We start from the raw sequence: 16,197 nt of genomic DNA on the forward strand, positions 1-16,197 counted from the left end.
CGTGTTATCTAAATTGAAGACAAGGAAAACAAACATAGCACCTTATATTACATAACAAAAGGTCGTATAATTAGTTTCGTGAAAACGGTCTCATTTCAACAACAGACGATTGCATTAGAAAGAAGGGAATGAAATGTTTAACTTCAGCTACAAGACACAGCGGTATTTGATCTTGTTCGGGTTTCTGACGATACCGCTGGCGCTGCTGTTCACTTTTACGTTTTATCCGGCAGCGGCCTTGCTCTATTTCAGCTTCACGGAATGGGACGGCCTCGGTTTCGACATGAAATGGATCGGCCTAGAGAATTATAAGGAAGTGTTCGCCCGTCCGGAATTATTCGGCGTATTCAAGAACAATCTGTATTACTTTATCGGCGGGCTTATCCAGCTAGCCATCGCTTTGTATTTCGCCGTTATCTTGACCGGCAAAGTCCGGGGGCGGAATTTCTTCCGCGTCATTATTTTCTTGCCCTATATTTTGCATAGCGTAGCGACTGCTATCATGTTCAAGAATATGTACCATGCGGAGTATGGCGTCATTAACACGATTCTTGGCTCGATCGGATTGGAGTCTTGGCAGCAATTATGGCTGGCCGATACCCGTTTCAACAATTTTGCGTTGGCTTTCGTGTCGATGTGGAAATTTCTCGGTTTGAACATGGTTATCTTTATCGGGGCGCTTCAATCGATACCTGACGACATGTACGAAGCGGCGAAAATCGACGGCGCTTCCAAATGGCAAAGCTTCCGGTTTATCACGATTCCGAGCATACGAAGAGTTATCGAATTGATGATGATCTTGACGCTTACCGGCGCGCTTGAAGTATTCGATATTCCGAAGGTCATGACGAACGGGGTAAACGGTACGAATACGTTCGTCTTGCAAGCGATCGATACGGCCTATTCTTATCAGAAATTCGGACTTGCTTCTGCCATGTCGGTCGTCTTGTTATTAATGGTTGTCGCTGTCATTCTCATCCAGCGCAAATTACTGTTCAGAGGGGAGGAATGACGATGGACCGCTACGAAAATCGATTTTTCACCGTGTTCAAGTACGCAAGCTTGATTCTCGCCACGATCGTCGTATTGTTTCCGATCTATTCCGTCTTCGTAGGAGCATTCAAGACGCGCGAGGAATATTACGACAGCGGCTTGGGACTGCCCGACAGCTTCTTGAATTTCGATAATTTCGCGCGGGTATTCGAGGTAGGCAGGCTGGACGTAGGTTTCATGAATATCATAACGATCCTTCTTGTCGCCGTCTGCGGAAACATTTTGTTAGGATCCATGGTAGCTTACGCTGTCGGCCGATTCGAGTTCAAACTGAAAAATTCGATCGTGGGTTTGTTTCTTATCGGGCAACTGATCCCGACGATTACGACGCAAGTCGCGCTTTTCAGCGTCGTGAAAGGATTAATGCTGTATAACAAGCTGGCCGTTGCCATGGTGCTTTATATGGGGGCCGACGTCCTGCAGATCATCATCTATTTGCAATTCGTCAAAAGCATTCCGAAGGATCTGGACGAGAGCGCGATGATAGAAGGCGCTTCCTTGTTTAAGATTTACCGCTCGATTATATTCCCGATGCTCGCGCCCGCTACGGCAACGCTGGTCATTCTGAAGACGATATCGATATACAATGATTTCACCGTTCCGTTTCTGTTTATGCAAGCGGAGAAGCTCCAAGTCGTATCGACGGCAATATCCGCATTCGTTGGACCTAATGCGGCTCAATTGAATTTGATATCCGCCGCGATCATGGTTATTTTTATCCCGACCGTCGTTATTTTCTTAGTCCTCCAGCGATTTATCTTCGCGGGCGTGACGAACGGTGCCGTAAAATAAACCAAACAAATGAGAATTCCGCTAACAAATGAAATATGTTATTATAACGAATAACCTATTTCGTCCATTTTAGAGCGGAGTGAACAAGTAATGTCGATGAGGAAAGTAACGATGCAACAAATCGCCGATTATGTCGGCGTTTCTAAATTCGCCGTATCCAAGGCTCTATCCGGAAAGTCGGGCGTCAGCACGGAAACCAGGGAAAAAATCATCCAGTCGGCAACGCAGCTCGGGTATTTCGCCCAGAAAAAAACAAGGCCTTCGGCTAAACGGAATACGGAAAAAAAGCTGGATCAAAAGGATACGATCGTCGTTCTAATTCCCAATATCCGGTATCAGAACAGGCAGTCATACTATTGGGGCAGAATCCTTGACGGGATTACGGCCGTGCTGGACTCGAACCGGCTCGGAATGGTTATCGTTACCGAACACGTTCAGGAAAACTTGGCCAAGCTGATCAATCCGGAGGGGGTCGTCGGATTGATCGGCGTCGGGCTGATCTCGAATCAATTGCTTCTCGACATCCGCAATTGGGGCGTTCCTTTCGTTCTGATCGACCATGAAGATCCGCTCATTCCTTCGGATGTTTTGTTTATGAACAACTATGAATGCTCCCGGAGAATCGCGAATTATTTGGCCGGAATCGGGCATGCTCGTTTTCAGTTCGTTGGGAATATTCGTTATTCTCATAGCTTCTACGACCGCTGGCTCGGGTTTCGCTCGATTTTGGAGGAGTCGAACATTCCATTGAACCAGAACGCGGAATTGTTGGCGCTCGAAGGCGATAATCGTTCGGAAATAACGGACAATCTCCATAAGATCCTTAAGAAAATGCAAGAGAACGGCGAGCTTCCCACTTCCTTCGTATGCGCGAACGACTCGTTGGCGATATGCGTCATGACCGTTCTGACAAGGCTTGGCGTAGACGTGCCTTCCATGTGTTCCGTTACCGGCTTCGACGATATCGAAGATGCCGTATTAGCGCAACCATCGCTTAGCACCGTGCACGTCAACAAAGAAGCGTTAGGCTATAGGGCGGTCGAGATGCTGCTGAGGCGCGTAGGTCATCCCGATAGCCCGAAGGAGAAAATATTGCTAACAGGCGATTTTATTTTGCGAGATTCGACTGGAAAGGCTCCGTCAACCGGGTCTATCTAGCGTTGTTTTTCCCGATGTCTGTTTCCGATAAAGAGGAGCTGAATCTCTTTATCGGGAGCAGCTTTTTTTATGGGGAAAACCCGGTTGAGAGTGATTGACATTCCAGCGGTCGGTGATAAAATCGTAATTATATTGTTATTAATAATTATGTTTGTTATTGATAACAAAATAAAAAAAGAGATAAATTTCAACAGCTTAGGAGTGAGCGGGCAATGAAAACTTGGGATGAAACGGTTTGCGGCATGACATGGGGATGGACCGGAGTGCGCGGAACCTGGAATACGCCGCGTGCGGAGCATTCGATGGAAATGATGAAAGACGTCGGCGTCAATTGGGTCGGAATCGCCCTGGCGGCCGTTCAAGAGAACGCGCAATCGACGGATATCCCGTTTCAGGGGCCGTCTTCCCCGACGGTAACGGACGAGGAAGTCAGATGGGCTATAAGGAAGTCCAAAGCAATGGGGTTAAAAGTATGTTTAAAGCCTGTCGTGAATTGCAACAATGGCACATGGCGCGCTCATATAAGCTTTTTCGACGATGAAATTCCGGGCGAGCCGAGTTGGGGACAATGGTTCGCCTCGTACGGACGGTTTATTTTGCATTATGCCGCGATTGCGGAAGAAGAGGGCTGCGAAATGCTATGCATCGGTTGCGAGATGGTTCAGGCGGATAAAAGGGAAGCCGAGTGGCGCGCTCTCATCCGTGAAGTTAGGAACGTATATAAAGGGTTGATCACGTACAACTGCGATAAATATCAAGAGGAAAGAGTGAAGTGGTGGGACGCGGTCGACATCATTTCCTCCAGCGGATATTATCCGGCAGACGAGTGGGAAGCGCAATTAGACAGAATCGAAGCGGTAGTGAAAACGTGGCAAAAGCCCTTTTTCTTTATGGAAGCCGGCTGCCCAAGCCGGGTCGGTTCCGGCATGAAGCCGAATGATTGGAACTGGGAGGGAGCTCCGTCGGAAGAGGAACAAAGCGAGTATTACAAAGCGATGTTCGAGAGCTGCGGCCGTAGGGATTGGGTTCAAGGTTACATGCTGTGGGATTGGCCGGCCGAATTGTACGAACCGCAAGAAGCGTCTAAGAACGACGATTATTGCATGTACGGCAAAAAAGCCGAAGCCGTCGTTCGCCAATACTACACGTCGCTGTCGGGTCAGCCTACGGGGGTGCGCTAAGTTGGAACGCGTTCAATTGCAGAACTGGAAAGACGAGATCGGACGGGAACTGGACGACAACATATTAGCCTTCTGGATCCGCCATGCGCAGGACGACCGGCATGGAGGCTTCATTGGCGAAATTGCCAGCGATATGACGTTGAAGCCGGAAGCGGACAAAGGACTGGTTCTGAACGCCAGAATATTATGGACGTTCGCTTGCGCCTATCGGCTTAACCCCGATGAGCGGTATTTGGAAATGGCTCGAAGAGCCTACGATGCGTTATGGAATCAATTTCGCGATCGGACGCACGGCGGGTTGTATTGGATGGTCGGAGTCGATGGAACGCCGACCCAAACGAAAAAGCAAGTGTATGGGCAAGCTTTCGCCATCTACGCCTTAGCGGAATATTACCGGGCTATCCCCGATCCCGACGTCTTGCGCTGGGCGACGGAACTTTACGAGCTGTTAGAGAAGCATGCGTACGATCCCGTGCATCTCGGGTATTTCGAGGCTTTGGCTTGCGATTGGTCCCCAACCCGCGAAATGAGCTTAAGCGGCAAAGACATGAATGAGCCCAAGTCGATGAACACTCATCTTCATGTGCTGGAAGCGTACACGAATCTCTATCGGATTTGGAAGCCGGAAGGTCTTCGCGATAAGCTTGCCGTGCTTATCGATATTCATCTGGATAAGATCGTGGACGGCGGCAATCATCATTTCAAACTATTTTTCAGCGAAGATTGGGTGTCGCAGACGTCTCATATCTCTTACGGGCACGATATCGAGGGAAGCTGGCTGTTGATGGAAGCGGCGGAAGTGCTAGGAGACGGCGAACGTACGAAGAGGGTCAAGGCCGAAGCGATCGAAATGGCGAGAGTAACCTTGGCGGAAGGCACGGATACCGACGGGGCCATCCTCAACGAAGCGGACGGACAGGGGCATCTGGACGATACGAAAGATTGGTGGCCGCAAGCGGAAGCCGTCGTCGGTTATCTGAACGCTTTTCAGCTTACGGGCGAACATGCGTATTTGGCAGCCGCTAGACGCAGTTGGGAATTCATTCTAAACTTCATTCGGGACGACGTGAACGGGGAGTGGCATTGGGGAGTTACCCGCGACGGCCGACCGATCGCCGAAGAACCGAAGGTCAGCGCGTGGAAATGTCCGTATCATAACAGTCGAGCTTGTTTCGAGGCCATGGAACGTATCTCGCAAATCATTAAATCGGAGGGAAAACAATGAGTGAATTTATGAATCGTTTGAAGCAGTTGTCGGAAAACTATGAAACCTTAGTAGCTAGGAAAAACGCTCCCGCGCAGAACGGGAACGGAGTGTTCGCCCGATACGAGCATCCCGTCATCACCAATGAGCATACGCCGCTTTACTGGCGCTATGATTTAAATCCCGAGACGAACCCGCATTTAATGGAGCGAATCGGCGTGAACGCGGCATTTAATCCGGGAGCCATCCGATTAAACGGGAAGTACTTGCTGATGGTTCGGGTAGAAGGCGTGGACCGCAAATCGTTCTTCGCCGTGGCCGAGAGCGACAAACCGGCCGAAGGGTTCCGATTCTGGGATTATCCGGTGCTGCTTCCGGAGACGGAAGATCCGGATATCAACGTGTACGACATGCGGTTGGTGCAGCATGAAGACGGATGGATTTACGGATTGTTCTGCAGCGAACGCAAGGATCCGAACGCCCGGCCGGGAGATACGTCCAGCGCCGTCGCTCAAGGCGGAATCGTTCGCACCAAAGATCTGAAGACGTGGGAACGATTGCCCGATCTGAAGACGCCGTCTCCGCAACAGAGGAACGTAGTGCTGCACCCTGAATTCGTCGACGGCAAATACGCGTTCTACACGCGGCCGCAAGACGGATTCATCGATACCGGAGCGGGCGGCGGCATCGGCTGGGGATTGTCGGACAGCATGAATCCTGCCGTACTGGAGCAAGAGACGCTCGTTGACGAGAAGAAATATCATACGATCAAAGAAGTCAAGAACGGACAAGGTGCTGCTCCGATCAAGACCGACCGCGGTTGGCTGCATATCGCGCACGGCGTCCGGAATACGGCTGCGGGCTTGCGTTATGTTATCTATGCATTCATGACGGATCTTAATCAACCGGACAAGGTCATTCATTCCCCGGCGGGACATTTAATTGCTCCGGAAGGCATCGAACGAGTCGGCGACGTGTCTAACGTCGTATTCTGCAACGGCGTCATTCAGGATGGCAACGACGTGCACATTTACTACGCTTCCTCGGATACTCGCGTTCACGCGGCATCGACTACGGTAGAGAAGCTTGTCGATTACTGCATGAATACGCCGGAAGATCCGCTGCGCTCCAGAGCTTGCGTCGAGCAGCGTCATGAGCTTATCCGACGGAATTTGGAGCTTATGGAATCTCCCGAATATCGTTTTTTGAAGAATTCGAAATAAGTTCGAACGCTAACAAATCAACTTTCGATCACCTAATTAAATAAAAATGTTAGCATAATTCGAGACAACAAAAACAAAATGAGAGCATTTTCAACAATAGATTTAACTCTATAATTAGGTAATGTAAGCGATGCCATATGACTTGAATTGCGGCTCGCAAAACTTATTTCCATGGGGGTAATTATCGAGATGAAGAAAAATTTGTTACTCGCATCGGCTTTAGTGATGTCGATGGGTTTGTTCGCCGCATGCGGAAAGAACAACAATGAAGCTTCTCCTTCGGCGTCCTCGTCGGCACCCGCTAGCCAGGCGGCATCCGAAACGGTCGATAGCGAAAGCGGATCCGTGTCGGATCTGGGCGGCAAGATTACGTTCGTTAGCACTCGCACGGACATGAAAAACAACGGCGCGCTTGACAAGTACGCGGCTAAATTCAAAGAGAAGTATCCTAAAGCGGAGTTCGAGTGGGTTGCGATCACGGACTACGCCCAGGAAATCAAAGTCCGCTTGACGACGGGCGAAGCGGGAGACGTAAGCTTCCTGGATGCCAGCCTTCCTCTGAGCGAATTGCCTAACTATTACGAGCCATTGCCTGACAGCTTGTTCGACGACGCCTATTTCGCCGACTTTAAAGCTTGGGAAGGCAAACGTTACGGTCTTGCAACGGGCGTTAACACGCAAGGGATCGTATACAACAAAGCGGCATTCAAAACTGCCGGCATCGACAAAGTGCCGACGACATTGGACGAGTTGTACGCGGCAGCCGAAAAATTAAAAGCCGCTAACATCGTTCCGCTGTACATGAACGTAGGCGCGATGTGGCCGATTACGAACTGGGGCGAGAATGGCGTATGGTACGTCGCCGGACAAGGCAACTTCTTCGACCAATTCGTCAATGACGAAGCGCCATACAAAATGGATAACGCTTGGGGAACTTTGCTTTCGATCGGTCGCGAGTTCGTAGAAAGAGGATACACGGAAAAAGACTTGGCTACGAACAACTGGGAATTATCCAAAGGCGAAGTTGCAACAGGCAAAGCGGGAATGTACTTCCTCGGCAACTGGGTCATTCCGCAATTGATCGAAGCCGGCGCGAAACCGGAAGACATCGGATTCTTCCCTCTGCCTTACGATAACAAAGGCGGCAGCTACAACGTACCGCGCGGTCCGGACTACTTCATCGGCGTAAGCAAAGACAGCAAAAACAAAGAGCTAGCGTTCAAGTGGGTAGAATTCTTCGTTAAAGAATCCGGTTATACGGATGCCGGCGGCTACTTGCCGGTGTACAAATCCCAATCGTCGAACAATGCGCAATTGTCCGAGTTCGACTCCTTCAAACCAACATATATCGAGAGCGTTGCTTCCGATCCGAAGTTCAACGAAATCGGGAACAAAGCGGAAATCGATTTGTACGGCGGCAAGTATATCCAGAAGATCTTGATTTCCAAAGACATTCAAGCAGAGTTCGACGCGCTTAACGCGAAATGGAAAAAAGCGAAGGAAGCTCTTGGATACTAATTCTAATTGATAAGTCGTCATGGCCTCCCGGCATCTCGCCGGGGGGTCATTCCTTAACCGCTTCCGGAGGGATGAGATGCTGTTTATCAATAAACAACGATACGTCCGCAGCGATCTGGCATCGGAATTCAACAAAATGGACGCAACGGACAAATTAAGCAACCCCGAAGGAAAAGGATATGCCGTATGCGTGAACGATCCGTTCCTTTTGATCACCTTGTTAATGTATTTGCGCGAACGATCGGCATCCATCATCTTGATCCACGAGGATACGCCGAAGACAACGGCGGCGGAGCTGGCAACCCGCGCGCGCTGCCACTATCTGGTTTACGGACAACTAGACGAAATCCTCACATTACAACCCCCCGCGACTGTACATGAACCATCCTTGCTTCAATTCAGCTCAGGAACGACAGGAGAACCGAAGCTGATCGCGCGTCGTTGGAGTCAAATCGACTCCGAAATCGATAGCTACAACCGAAAATTATCCCCATCATCAATGGACAGGCCTTTGATTCTTGTGCCGGTGTCCCATTCGTACGGTTTAATAACCGGGCTTCTTGCCGGAATGGCGCGAGAAGCGGAACCGATCGTCGTACACAGCAAAAATCCGAAATTTTCGCTTCACATGATTCAAACTACGGAAAATTCATTCGTTTACGCCGTACCGTTTCTCTATCATTTGCTCAACGCATTAGGAAAAGACGAACTGAAATACCATAAGCTGATCAGCTCCGGCGCTCCGTTGAACGAAACGCTGCTAGCCCGCCTGAAGCGGGTATCCGACGAAGTCTGGCAGCAATACGGCTGCACGGAGACGGGGTGCGTTTCGCTAGGTACTCAACTAACCGACTATACCGACGTCGGAACGCCGCTCGATGATTTGCAAGTTTCGATTGCTTCGGACGGGACGGAGGTTTCTTCCGCGGACTTGCCAAGCGAAATCATCGTAACCGGCGGGGCAGGAAGGGTAAATACGAAAGATGTCGGCTATTGGTCCGAAGGCGGCAGGCTTCATCTATCCGGGAGAATGGACGATCTGATTAACCTATCCGGACTTAAGGTTATCCCGGCGGAAGTCGAGCGGGTGATGGAACGAATGCCAGGCGTCGAGGAAGCGGTCGTCTATCGAATGAATCACTCCATATGGGGCGAAGCCGTCCAAGCATTGGCCGTCGTGTCCGGAGCGGTGTCGCAAAACGACTTAAGGCAGTGGTGCATCGAGCATCTTCCCGCCTACAAGGTGCCTAGCGCCATCAAGATCGTGAAGGAAATCCCGAAATCGGCCGCCGGCAAAATCAGCCGTAAATACCTTTGCGAAATGGAGAGGGACGCGTAATGGAGCAACGCGAGATTCTAGAGCTTTTGAGGAACGCGATCACGGAACGGCTGCGCATTGAAGTGCCGGATAAGTTAAACGAATCCGACCGCATTTACGAGGATCTGAACATCGATTCCATTGTCGTGCTGCAGTTATTGGTGTATATAGAGGAAATTTTCGAAGTGTCCATCCCCGAGGAAGACGTCGATCCGAAGGTGTTCAAAACGATCGGATCGCTTGGCTTGTTCATTCAATCGCTGATTAGGATGAAGGTGTGAAGCATGGGCGACTACGAGAATAGCGAGAAACGCGACCGAGATGCGATTTTGAGTTACATAAGTGAGCAAGTGGCTAATCTTACCGGAATTCCGGAGCAGGATGCTCCTTCGGACGTCCATGTTCCGATCAAGGATCGGGGAATGGATTCCATCAAATTCATTCATCTGATCGTCTTGATCGAACAGCGTTTCGACGTGGTCTACGAGGACGGTCAGCTGTCGTTCGATGCTTCGTTAACCGCGGAATCTTTGGCTAAGAGCGTTGTCGGGAAAATCGCCGGGAAGGAACGGGAACGAGAGGAGGGGTTTCGATAGAAAAGAAGATCAAGCTTGTCCGGATCGGTTACGTCGGCGGACAATCCAATCGGATTAACGAACGGGCTATCGATGGACAGTGGATTCATTATTTGGGGGAATCCGCGGAATTGGTGAAAATTCCTCCGTTCAGCCTCGTCAAATTGTTCGGAGGAACGATCGAACAATGGATTCGGGGGTTTCCGCAATCGCTTGAACAGTTGTCCGAAGGTCTGGGGGAGCTTTGCGAACGATTCAACATCCGAATCATCTATCTTAACTTGCCGGCTCTGATTCCTTACGTTCTAATGGCGCGCAGTTATGCCGGACTGGACTTGGGGGTTCTGTTTCTCGCTCATTCCGTCGGATCGGAGCCGTGGGTAAAGCATTGGATCGGCATCGCTCCTTGGTTGACTGAGCGCGACGTCCTGCTCGCAAGCACGGAGTCGAGCAAAAAGGCGTTATTGCAAATATCCGACCGGTTCGAGCTTGCGCGCCATATCCCTCTTTGTACGGCGATGAGGAGCCATGAACCCTTGGCAGTCGGAGCTTCGGAAACGCGTAACAAACGTTTGCTGTCGATAGGAAGACTCGAAGACGTTAAGAACATTCATCTTCTATTGTCGTGTTTCAATGAGATTCGGTCGAGGGTGCCCAACGCTTCGTTGACGATCGCCGGCGAATATACGGGCGGATCGGCTAGTCAGATGAATAGTTATCGGGAAACGTTGGAGCGTTTGACGAATGACCTTCGGTTACGCGAAGCCGTCGTCTTTGCCGGCCCCGTCGAAGGCGAACGGAAAGACGAACTGTTCCGCAATTCCGATCTGCTGATCAATTTATCGACGGACCCCGGGGAAAGCTTCGGGTTTAACTTGATCGAAGCGAAAAGCTGGGGATTGCCCGTCGTGTGCTCCCGTTGGGATGGTTTCATGGAGGTTGTCGAGCACGGGACAGAAGGTTATCTAGCCGATTGCGATTGGGACGAAGAGCAGCCTTCGCTGCGTCTTGACCAGGTCGTCGAATATTGCGTTCGCCTTCTTCTGGACGAATCGCTTCATACGAGCTTCTCGCGCAATGCTTCCCTCGCTGCCGAGAAATACGACTACAAGCGGATAATGCCTTCGATCGTTGAAATGGTCGATGTCGCTTCCCGCAAACCGAGCATGGCCCGGCCGAATGCGGCGCAAATCTTGCAAACTCGATTATCCGGGTTACCGCATTTGTATCGCTTGGACAATTTGCGGAGGCTTCCTTATGTCGGGATGACGATCTTGTCCGCATTAACAAGCGAGTGCGCGGAGCCCCTGGGTTCATGGATGAGTTCGGTAAAGCCGCTTATTCATCATTTCGCTGGAACCTTATCCAGCCCGGAACGGGAGCCTAGTCTATGATCGCGGGTACGATGGCGGAATTTTTCGCGGCAACGGCTAGAGAAGACAGAGGCATCCTATTCATAGACCCGGTCAGTCAACGGGAACGGTTATGGAGTTATGCGGAAATGCATGGAGATGCCGAACGTATGGCGTCCCGATTACAAGGCATCGGTTTTAGAAAGCGCTTCCTCGCCGTCATCTGGATGGAGCAGACGCCGGCCTGCTTCCGAGCCTTCATGTCCGTCCTGTTGGCGGGAGGCATTCCGATACCGCTCCATCCTGCCAATAAACCGGAGGAAACCGTAGCCGTCATTCGACAACTGGAGGCGGAGGCGGTGTTGCTTTCCTCCGAGAACGCGGCGAAAATGCGAAGCTTATTATCGGATACGCCTAACGAGCGGCCTCCGTTGCCGCACGTTTGCTATTTGGACGGGGATACGGGAGAAGCGATCGAGGGGATCGGTGAGAGGGGCCAGGCCAGCCAGCCGCGCAGGGATTGCGTTCCACCCGAAGAAACGGCGGTGATCTTCATGTCTTCCGGTTCGACGGGGACGCCGAAAGGCATCATGCTAAGCGAGCGAAACTTATTGTCGAACGTGAGCTCTATCCAGAGCTACCTTAAGCTGACGGAAGAGGATCGGGTGCTCGTAACGAAATCATTCGGCTATTGTTCCACGATTACGGGCGAATGGTTACTGGCGCTTCATGCGGGGGCTCATATCGTCATGTCCCAAGGCTATTTTCATCCGCTATACTCCGTATCCTTCATTCGCGAACATAAGGCTACATTCATGTGCGCGGTGCCTTCCATGCTGCTTCCCCTGCTTAAATCAAGCAAATGGGAGCATACGGACCTGCGAAGCTTGCGCCAAATGATCGTCGTCGGCGGACAAATGCCCCCGGAGATGCTTTTGAAGCTTCAGCGGCGGCTGCCTTGGACGGCAATCAGTCCCTGTTACGGCTTAACGGAAGCGTCTCCCCGGGTCACCTATTTGCCGGCCGGCTCGCTGACCGCAGCCAAAGCGGGATCCGTCGGCATTCCCGTCGCCAATGTCCAAGTCGATATTTACCGCGAGGGAAAGCCGGCAGCCATCCGCGAAATCGGGGAAGTCGTCGTGAGGGGACCGAACGTGATGCTGGGATATTACAACGACCTTCAGAGAACGGAAGACGCCTTATCGCCGTACGGATTGCGAACGAAGGACGGAGGGTACATCGATGAAGACGGTTATCTTTATTTGACGGGGAGGTTGGACAATGCGATTAATGTCGGGGGACATACGTTATACCCGGAAACGGTCGAAAAGTGCCTTACGGCTCACCCCGCCGTGGAGGAAGCGGCCGTAGTCGGGCGAGCAGACGAAATATGGGGACAACTTCCGATAACTTTCGTCGTATTGAGGGAATCGGACATCGGCGCAAGCGACATGGTAAACGAATTGTACCGGTATTGCCAGAATCATCTTAGCGCCGTTCAGCGGCCCCATAAGATCGAAATCGTCCGCGACTTGCCCAAGACGAGGAGCGGCAAATTAGATCGGGGCCGACTAACCGCCATTGCGAAGGAGATGCAGGATGTTAACTTTATCCGATCAGGAAATCGAGCTTAAAGTGAAAGAAATCATTGCCGCGATCAGCAGCAGGGACGCTGCGAGCCTGCAAATGGGAGACGTGCTGGCCGACGGGCTCGGAGTGGATTCGGTCCGGTTTTTGGAGCTGCTGGCCGTGATCGAAGAGGAGTTCCGCTTCGACTTGGGCGTGGACGATATTCGTCCCGAGTTATTCCGTACCGTACGATCGGTCGTCTATTTCGTGAAGGAAAGGATTAACCGCGAATGATTCCGCCCGGTTCGAAAAGAAGATTGGATGAGCTAGCCCGCGAGCTGGCAGATAAATACCCTTACTATCGTCAAAAGTCTAACGGCATCATTCGCTTCGAGAATTTGCCGATCGTTGATAAATCCATCATTAACGAGAACCGGCGCTCGTTCGAACTTCCGGTTTCCGATACCTTGCTCGAATCTTTCACGTCCGGCAGCACGGGTGTTCCGTTCCGCTGCTCGAAGTCGAAGGAGGAGCAATTAAAGCTGTCGATGGCGATTCATCGCCATCGGCGCAAGCGGGGATTGCCTTTGCGATATCGTTCGGTGCTTTTGGGCAATTCCTTGGTCGCAAGCGAAAGGATGGTCGCCCATTATGCGCATCAGATCGCTAGAGAATCCCCCCACATGATTCAAGGGCGCTGTTCGGCATTGTACAAGGTAGCGGAATATATGGCGGGCAACGGGATTCCCGTCCCCGGAAGCTTGCTCTTCGCGCAAAATTGGGGGGAAATCTTGCATCCGGCGCAGCAGAAGAGGATCGAGGAAGTGTTTAAGGTTCCCGTTCTGAATTATTACGGCATGGAAGAGATGTGGCTGATCGCGTTCTCGAACGACCGGGGCCAGCTGGAGATCGACGAACAGGTCGTACATGTCGAAGCGGTCGATCCCACGACCGGTACGCCGTTGCCGGAAGGAGAAATCGGAGATCTTCTCATTACTTCTCTCGTGATGAAAAGTATGGTTTTCATTCGATACCGCACGGGGGACATTGGGCGCGTATTTCGAGATCCCGCGTCCGGTACGCGATTGCTGGAGCTGCTTCCCTTCCGTTCGTCCCAGATCAAATTGAAGGATAGAACGGTAGACGCCTCGATCTTTCGATATTTCGACGATTTCTACCGGCAGATGGCAATGGAAATGGACGTGAAGCAATTCCAGATGGTTCAGCGATCGTATACGTCGTTCCGGTTATACATCGTCTCCGGCGACGTGTCCGAAGACATGTTAACGGCAGCGGCAACGCGGCTGGAAACCCTCTTGAGGCAATGCCTTTTTACGGAAGACTTGACCATCGGGATCGAGCGGGTTCCGTCTATCGATCCCCATCCCGTCAGCGGCAAGTTTCAACCGTTTATCAGTCTTGTTTCTTAGAAAGGGGGAGATAGGCGAATGAATTTGCAATCGCAAGCAACTTCGGGCGACATCAAGAAGTTGGCGGCGGTGGAATGCGTAGCATCGTGTCTGATGACGGGACTGCATATTAGCGGATTGGACTATCGTTATTTCCTGCTAGGTCACTGGAATCTGGTTTATTACGAGAATACGCTGATGCCGGACAATAACATGACCGACCTCAATCTTGAATACGCGTACGGCATCGAGATGAGGCAATGCACGGGAAGGGCGCCGGACATCGTCTCATTGCTGCAGAGCGGGGGGTGGGTTCTCCTAGCGTGCCGCGCGTCCCGTCTTTCCTTTTTCCCGGGCAACCTGCTTGGGCTCGAGTCGCATCAGTTTCTTCACTTTATTCTCGTATACGGTTACCGAAGCGCTACGGATACTTTCTCGGTTATCGATCCGATCGCGGATTTCATAGGCGAAATGAACGAGCGCGAGCTGTTGGCGGCTGCCGTAGAAGAAGGGCAATTGAACTATTATGCGTGCATTCCTTCAAGCAAAGGAGACCTCCCTTCCGCTAAGGCCATCTTCTATCGGGAAGCCGCGGATAATCTGATGAAATATGAGCGGGGCGCCGGGCAAACCGGACGCGAAGCGTTCCGTCTGTTCGCCCAAGACGTTGCCGATAGCGCAAGCATGACGCAGCAATACCGCGCGGCTTGGATCGAGCGCAACAACATTACCCTATCGTCGATCGTGAAAGCCCGCGAGAGGGTGTGGCAATGCTTCCGCGAGCTCGATCTGATGACCGAGGACGAAATGGCGCAGGGCGATGCGTATTTGGACGAGATCGCGAAGGGGTGGACGGCCGTTAATTTCGCGCTCGTAAAGTTGAAGAGAAGTCCGCAAAATCCCGAGTTAACGGCCGCCATACAACGGTTGTTGGAAAAGAACGCGACGTTAGAGCTGGAATGCCTCAGGTTCATTAACGGAAAGGGTCGTGAACGGGTTGCGCTATAACGTTTGCTCCATTTCCTTTCGCCATGAGCTGGTTTCCTTTCGGGACCTTGTCGGTTTCGCGCAACGGACGGGCTTCTCCGGAATCGAGCTATGGGGCATCCATGCAGAATCTCTCTACCGCAGCAACCCGTTGGACTTGGCGCGCATGGTCAAGGAGATGCGGCATCGGGGATAGCCGTATCGATGATCAGCGATTACGTGGACCTCGCCGCGGGAGAAGAGTCGTTCATCGGGGCGAAATTGAAATGGGCTCGCTTGATCTCGTTGGCCCGATTGTTCGAAACGAACAAAATTCGCATATTCGCCGGCAATCGGCCAAGCGGTTCGGCCACCGAGCAAGATTGGGAGACGTGTACGGGTTATGTAAGGGAATTGGCCCGAACGGCGGCCGAGTACGGGATTTATACGATTATCGAGACGCACCCCAACACGTTCGCCGACGGATTGGCGTCCACGCTCCGGTTGATCCGTCAAACGGAACACGACTTTCTCGGCATCAACTTAGATATCCTGCATTTATGGGAAGCGGGCTGCGAACCGCTCGCGGCGATGAGGGAGCTCGAACCGTGGACGATGAATTATCATCTGAAGAACGTGCGGTCGCGAGACAAGCTGCAAGTGTTCGATCCGAGCAACGTCTATTCGCCAAGCGGAAGCCGGGAGGGAATGGTTTCCCTTGCGGAAGGCGCCGTCGATTTCGTTCCGGTCATTCGCGCATTGCGGCAAGCCCGATACGCCCATTCCGCGTCGCTGGAATGGTTTGGCCAAGAGCCTTATCGATTTTTGAGGAATGAACTTCAGTGGCTGTTAAAGCTAACCGACGATTAGGCGGTAACA

16 protein-coding genes are annotated in these 16,197 nt (G+C 51.7%); all 16 read left to right on the plus strand.

Features of this window, described 5'->3' with window-relative positions; genetic code table 11:
• Positions 1-133 precede the first annotated feature (133 nt).
• The 16 genes from FPL14_RS24400 to FPL14_RS24475 all read left to right on the plus strand — a co-directional run bounded on the left by FPL14_RS24400 (position 134) and on the right by FPL14_RS24475 (position 16,188).
• Positions 134-1,012, plus strand: coding sequence for a carbohydrate ABC transporter permease (locus tag FPL14_RS24400; RefSeq protein WP_182300176.1), 879 nt, complete (start codon positions 134-136; stop codon positions 1,010-1,012).
• A 2-nt stretch (positions 1,013-1,014) separates the two neighbouring features.
• Positions 1,015-1,845, plus strand: coding sequence for a carbohydrate ABC transporter permease (locus FPL14_RS24405; RefSeq protein WP_182300177.1), 831 nt, complete (start codon positions 1,015-1,017; stop codon positions 1,843-1,845).
• Between the two features lie 90 nt (positions 1,846-1,935).
• On the plus strand, positions 1,936-3,003 hold the full coding sequence (locus tag FPL14_RS24410; RefSeq protein ID WP_182300178.1) for a LacI family DNA-binding transcriptional regulator: 1,068 nt from the start codon (positions 1,936-1,938) through the stop codon (positions 3,001-3,003).
• A gap of 212 nt (positions 3,004-3,215) precedes the next feature.
• On the plus strand, positions 3,216-4,184 hold the full coding sequence (locus FPL14_RS24415) for a glycoside hydrolase family 113 (protein WP_182300179.1): 969 nt from the start codon (positions 3,216-3,218) through the stop codon (positions 4,182-4,184).
• A gap of 1 nt (position 4,185) precedes the next feature.
• Positions 4,186-5,409: an AGE family epimerase/isomerase gene (locus FPL14_RS24420; protein WP_182300180.1), complete on the plus strand. Its 1,224-nt coding sequence runs from the start codon at positions 4,186-4,188 to the stop codon at positions 5,407-5,409.
• Positions 5,406-6,611 (plus strand): glycoside hydrolase family 130 protein, encoded by a 1,206-nt coding sequence (locus tag FPL14_RS24425; protein WP_182300181.1) that lies wholly within the window; start codon positions 5,406-5,408, stop codon positions 6,609-6,611. The genes FPL14_RS24420 and FPL14_RS24425 overlap by 4 nt, the downstream gene beginning before the upstream one ends.
• Positions 6,612-6,800: 189 nt before the next feature.
• Positions 6,801-8,129, plus strand: coding sequence for an ABC transporter substrate-binding protein (locus FPL14_RS24430; protein WP_182300182.1), 1,329 nt, complete (start codon positions 6,801-6,803; stop codon positions 8,127-8,129).
• Between the two features lie 76 nt (positions 8,130-8,205).
• A complete protein-coding gene (locus tag FPL14_RS24435) occupies positions 8,206-9,468 on the plus strand; it encodes an AMP-binding protein (protein WP_182300183.1) in 1,263 nt (420 codons plus the stop codon).
• Positions 9,468-9,728, plus strand: a complete 261-nt coding sequence (locus FPL14_RS24440; protein WP_182300184.1) for a phosphopantetheine-binding protein — start codon at positions 9,468-9,470, stop codon at positions 9,726-9,728. Before FPL14_RS24435 ends, FPL14_RS24440 begins: the two co-directional genes overlap by 1 nt.
• Before the next feature lie 3 nt (positions 9,729-9,731).
• Positions 9,732-10,043: an acyl carrier protein gene (locus FPL14_RS24445; RefSeq protein WP_182300185.1), complete on the plus strand. Its 312-nt coding sequence runs from the start codon at positions 9,732-9,734 to the stop codon at positions 10,041-10,043.
• A gap of 113 nt (positions 10,044-10,156) precedes the next feature.
• Positions 10,157-11,416 carry a glycosyltransferase family 4 protein gene (locus tag FPL14_RS24450; RefSeq protein ID WP_229264012.1) on the plus strand — a complete coding sequence of 420 codons (1,260 nt, stop codon included), beginning with the start codon at positions 10,157-10,159 and terminating at the stop codon, positions 11,414-11,416.
• The gene (locus FPL14_RS24455; protein ID WP_182300187.1) at positions 11,413-13,008 is read left to right on the plus strand and encodes a class I adenylate-forming enzyme family protein; all 1,596 of its coding nucleotides are present in this window, start codon (positions 11,413-11,415) and stop codon (positions 13,006-13,008) included. The genes FPL14_RS24450 and FPL14_RS24455 overlap by 4 nt, the downstream gene beginning before the upstream one ends.
• The gene (locus FPL14_RS24460) at positions 12,974-13,237 is read left to right on the plus strand and encodes an acyl carrier protein (protein ID WP_182300188.1); all 264 of its coding nucleotides are present in this window, start codon (positions 12,974-12,976) and stop codon (positions 13,235-13,237) included. Before FPL14_RS24455 ends, FPL14_RS24460 begins: the two co-directional genes overlap by 35 nt.
• Entirely contained in the window at positions 13,234-14,373 is a 1,140-nt protein-coding gene (locus FPL14_RS24465; protein ID WP_182300189.1) for a phenylacetate--CoA ligase family protein, read from the plus strand. The genes FPL14_RS24460 and FPL14_RS24465 overlap by 4 nt, the downstream gene beginning before the upstream one ends.
• Positions 14,374-14,391: 18 nt before the next feature.
• Positions 14,392-15,360 (plus strand): cysteine peptidase family C39 domain-containing protein, encoded by a 969-nt coding sequence (locus FPL14_RS24470; protein WP_182300190.1) that lies wholly within the window; start codon positions 14,392-14,394, stop codon positions 15,358-15,360.
• A gap of 90 nt (positions 15,361-15,450) precedes the next feature.
• Complete coding sequence (locus FPL14_RS24475; RefSeq protein ID WP_182300191.1) at positions 15,451-16,188, plus strand: sugar phosphate isomerase/epimerase family protein; 738 nt, start codon at positions 15,451-15,453, stop codon at positions 16,186-16,188.
• Positions 16,189-16,197 lie beyond the last annotated feature (9 nt).

Origin of the sequence: Cohnella cholangitidis, assembly GCF_014107495.1 — a bacterium.
GTDB lineage: Bacteria > Bacillota > Bacilli > Paenibacillales > Paenibacillaceae > Cohnella > Cohnella cholangitidis.

Coding starts and splice junctions, on each gene's coding strand:
- FPL14_RS24400 (WP_182300176.1), top strand. CDS start 134: ATGTTTAACTTCAGCTACAAGACACAGCGGTATTTGATCTTGTTCGGG.
- FPL14_RS24405 (WP_182300177.1), top strand. CDS start 1,015: ATGGACCGCTACGAAAATCGATTTTTCACCGTGTTCAAGTACGCAAGC.
- FPL14_RS24410 (WP_182300178.1), top strand. CDS start 1,936: ATGTCGATGAGGAAAGTAACGATGCAACAAATCGCCGATTATGTCGGC.
- FPL14_RS24415 (WP_182300179.1), top strand. CDS start 3,216: ATGAAAACTTGGGATGAAACGGTTTGCGGCATGACATGGGGATGGACC.
- FPL14_RS24425 (WP_182300181.1), top strand. CDS start 5,406: ATGAGTGAATTTATGAATCGTTTGAAGCAGTTGTCGGAAAACTATGAA.
- FPL14_RS24430 (WP_182300182.1), top strand. CDS start 6,801: ATGAAGAAAAATTTGTTACTCGCATCGGCTTTAGTGATGTCGATGGGT.
- FPL14_RS24435 (WP_182300183.1), top strand. CDS start 8,206: ATGCTGTTTATCAATAAACAACGATACGTCCGCAGCGATCTGGCATCG.
- FPL14_RS24440 (WP_182300184.1), top strand. CDS start 9,468: ATGGAGCAACGCGAGATTCTAGAGCTTTTGAGGAACGCGATCACGGAA.
- FPL14_RS24445 (WP_182300185.1), top strand. CDS start 9,732: ATGGGCGACTACGAGAATAGCGAGAAACGCGACCGAGATGCGATTTTG.
- FPL14_RS24455 (WP_182300187.1), top strand. CDS start 11,413: ATGATCGCGGGTACGATGGCGGAATTTTTCGCGGCAACGGCTAGAGAA.
- FPL14_RS24460 (WP_182300188.1), top strand. CDS start 12,974: ATGTTAACTTTATCCGATCAGGAAATCGAGCTTAAAGTGAAAGAAATC.
- FPL14_RS24465 (WP_182300189.1), top strand. CDS start 13,234: ATGATTCCGCCCGGTTCGAAAAGAAGATTGGATGAGCTAGCCCGCGAG.
- FPL14_RS24470 (WP_182300190.1), top strand. CDS start 14,392: ATGAATTTGCAATCGCAAGCAACTTCGGGCGACATCAAGAAGTTGGCG.
- FPL14_RS24475 (WP_182300191.1), top strand. CDS start 15,451: ATGGGGCATCCATGCAGAATCTCTCTACCGCAGCAACCCGTTGGACTT.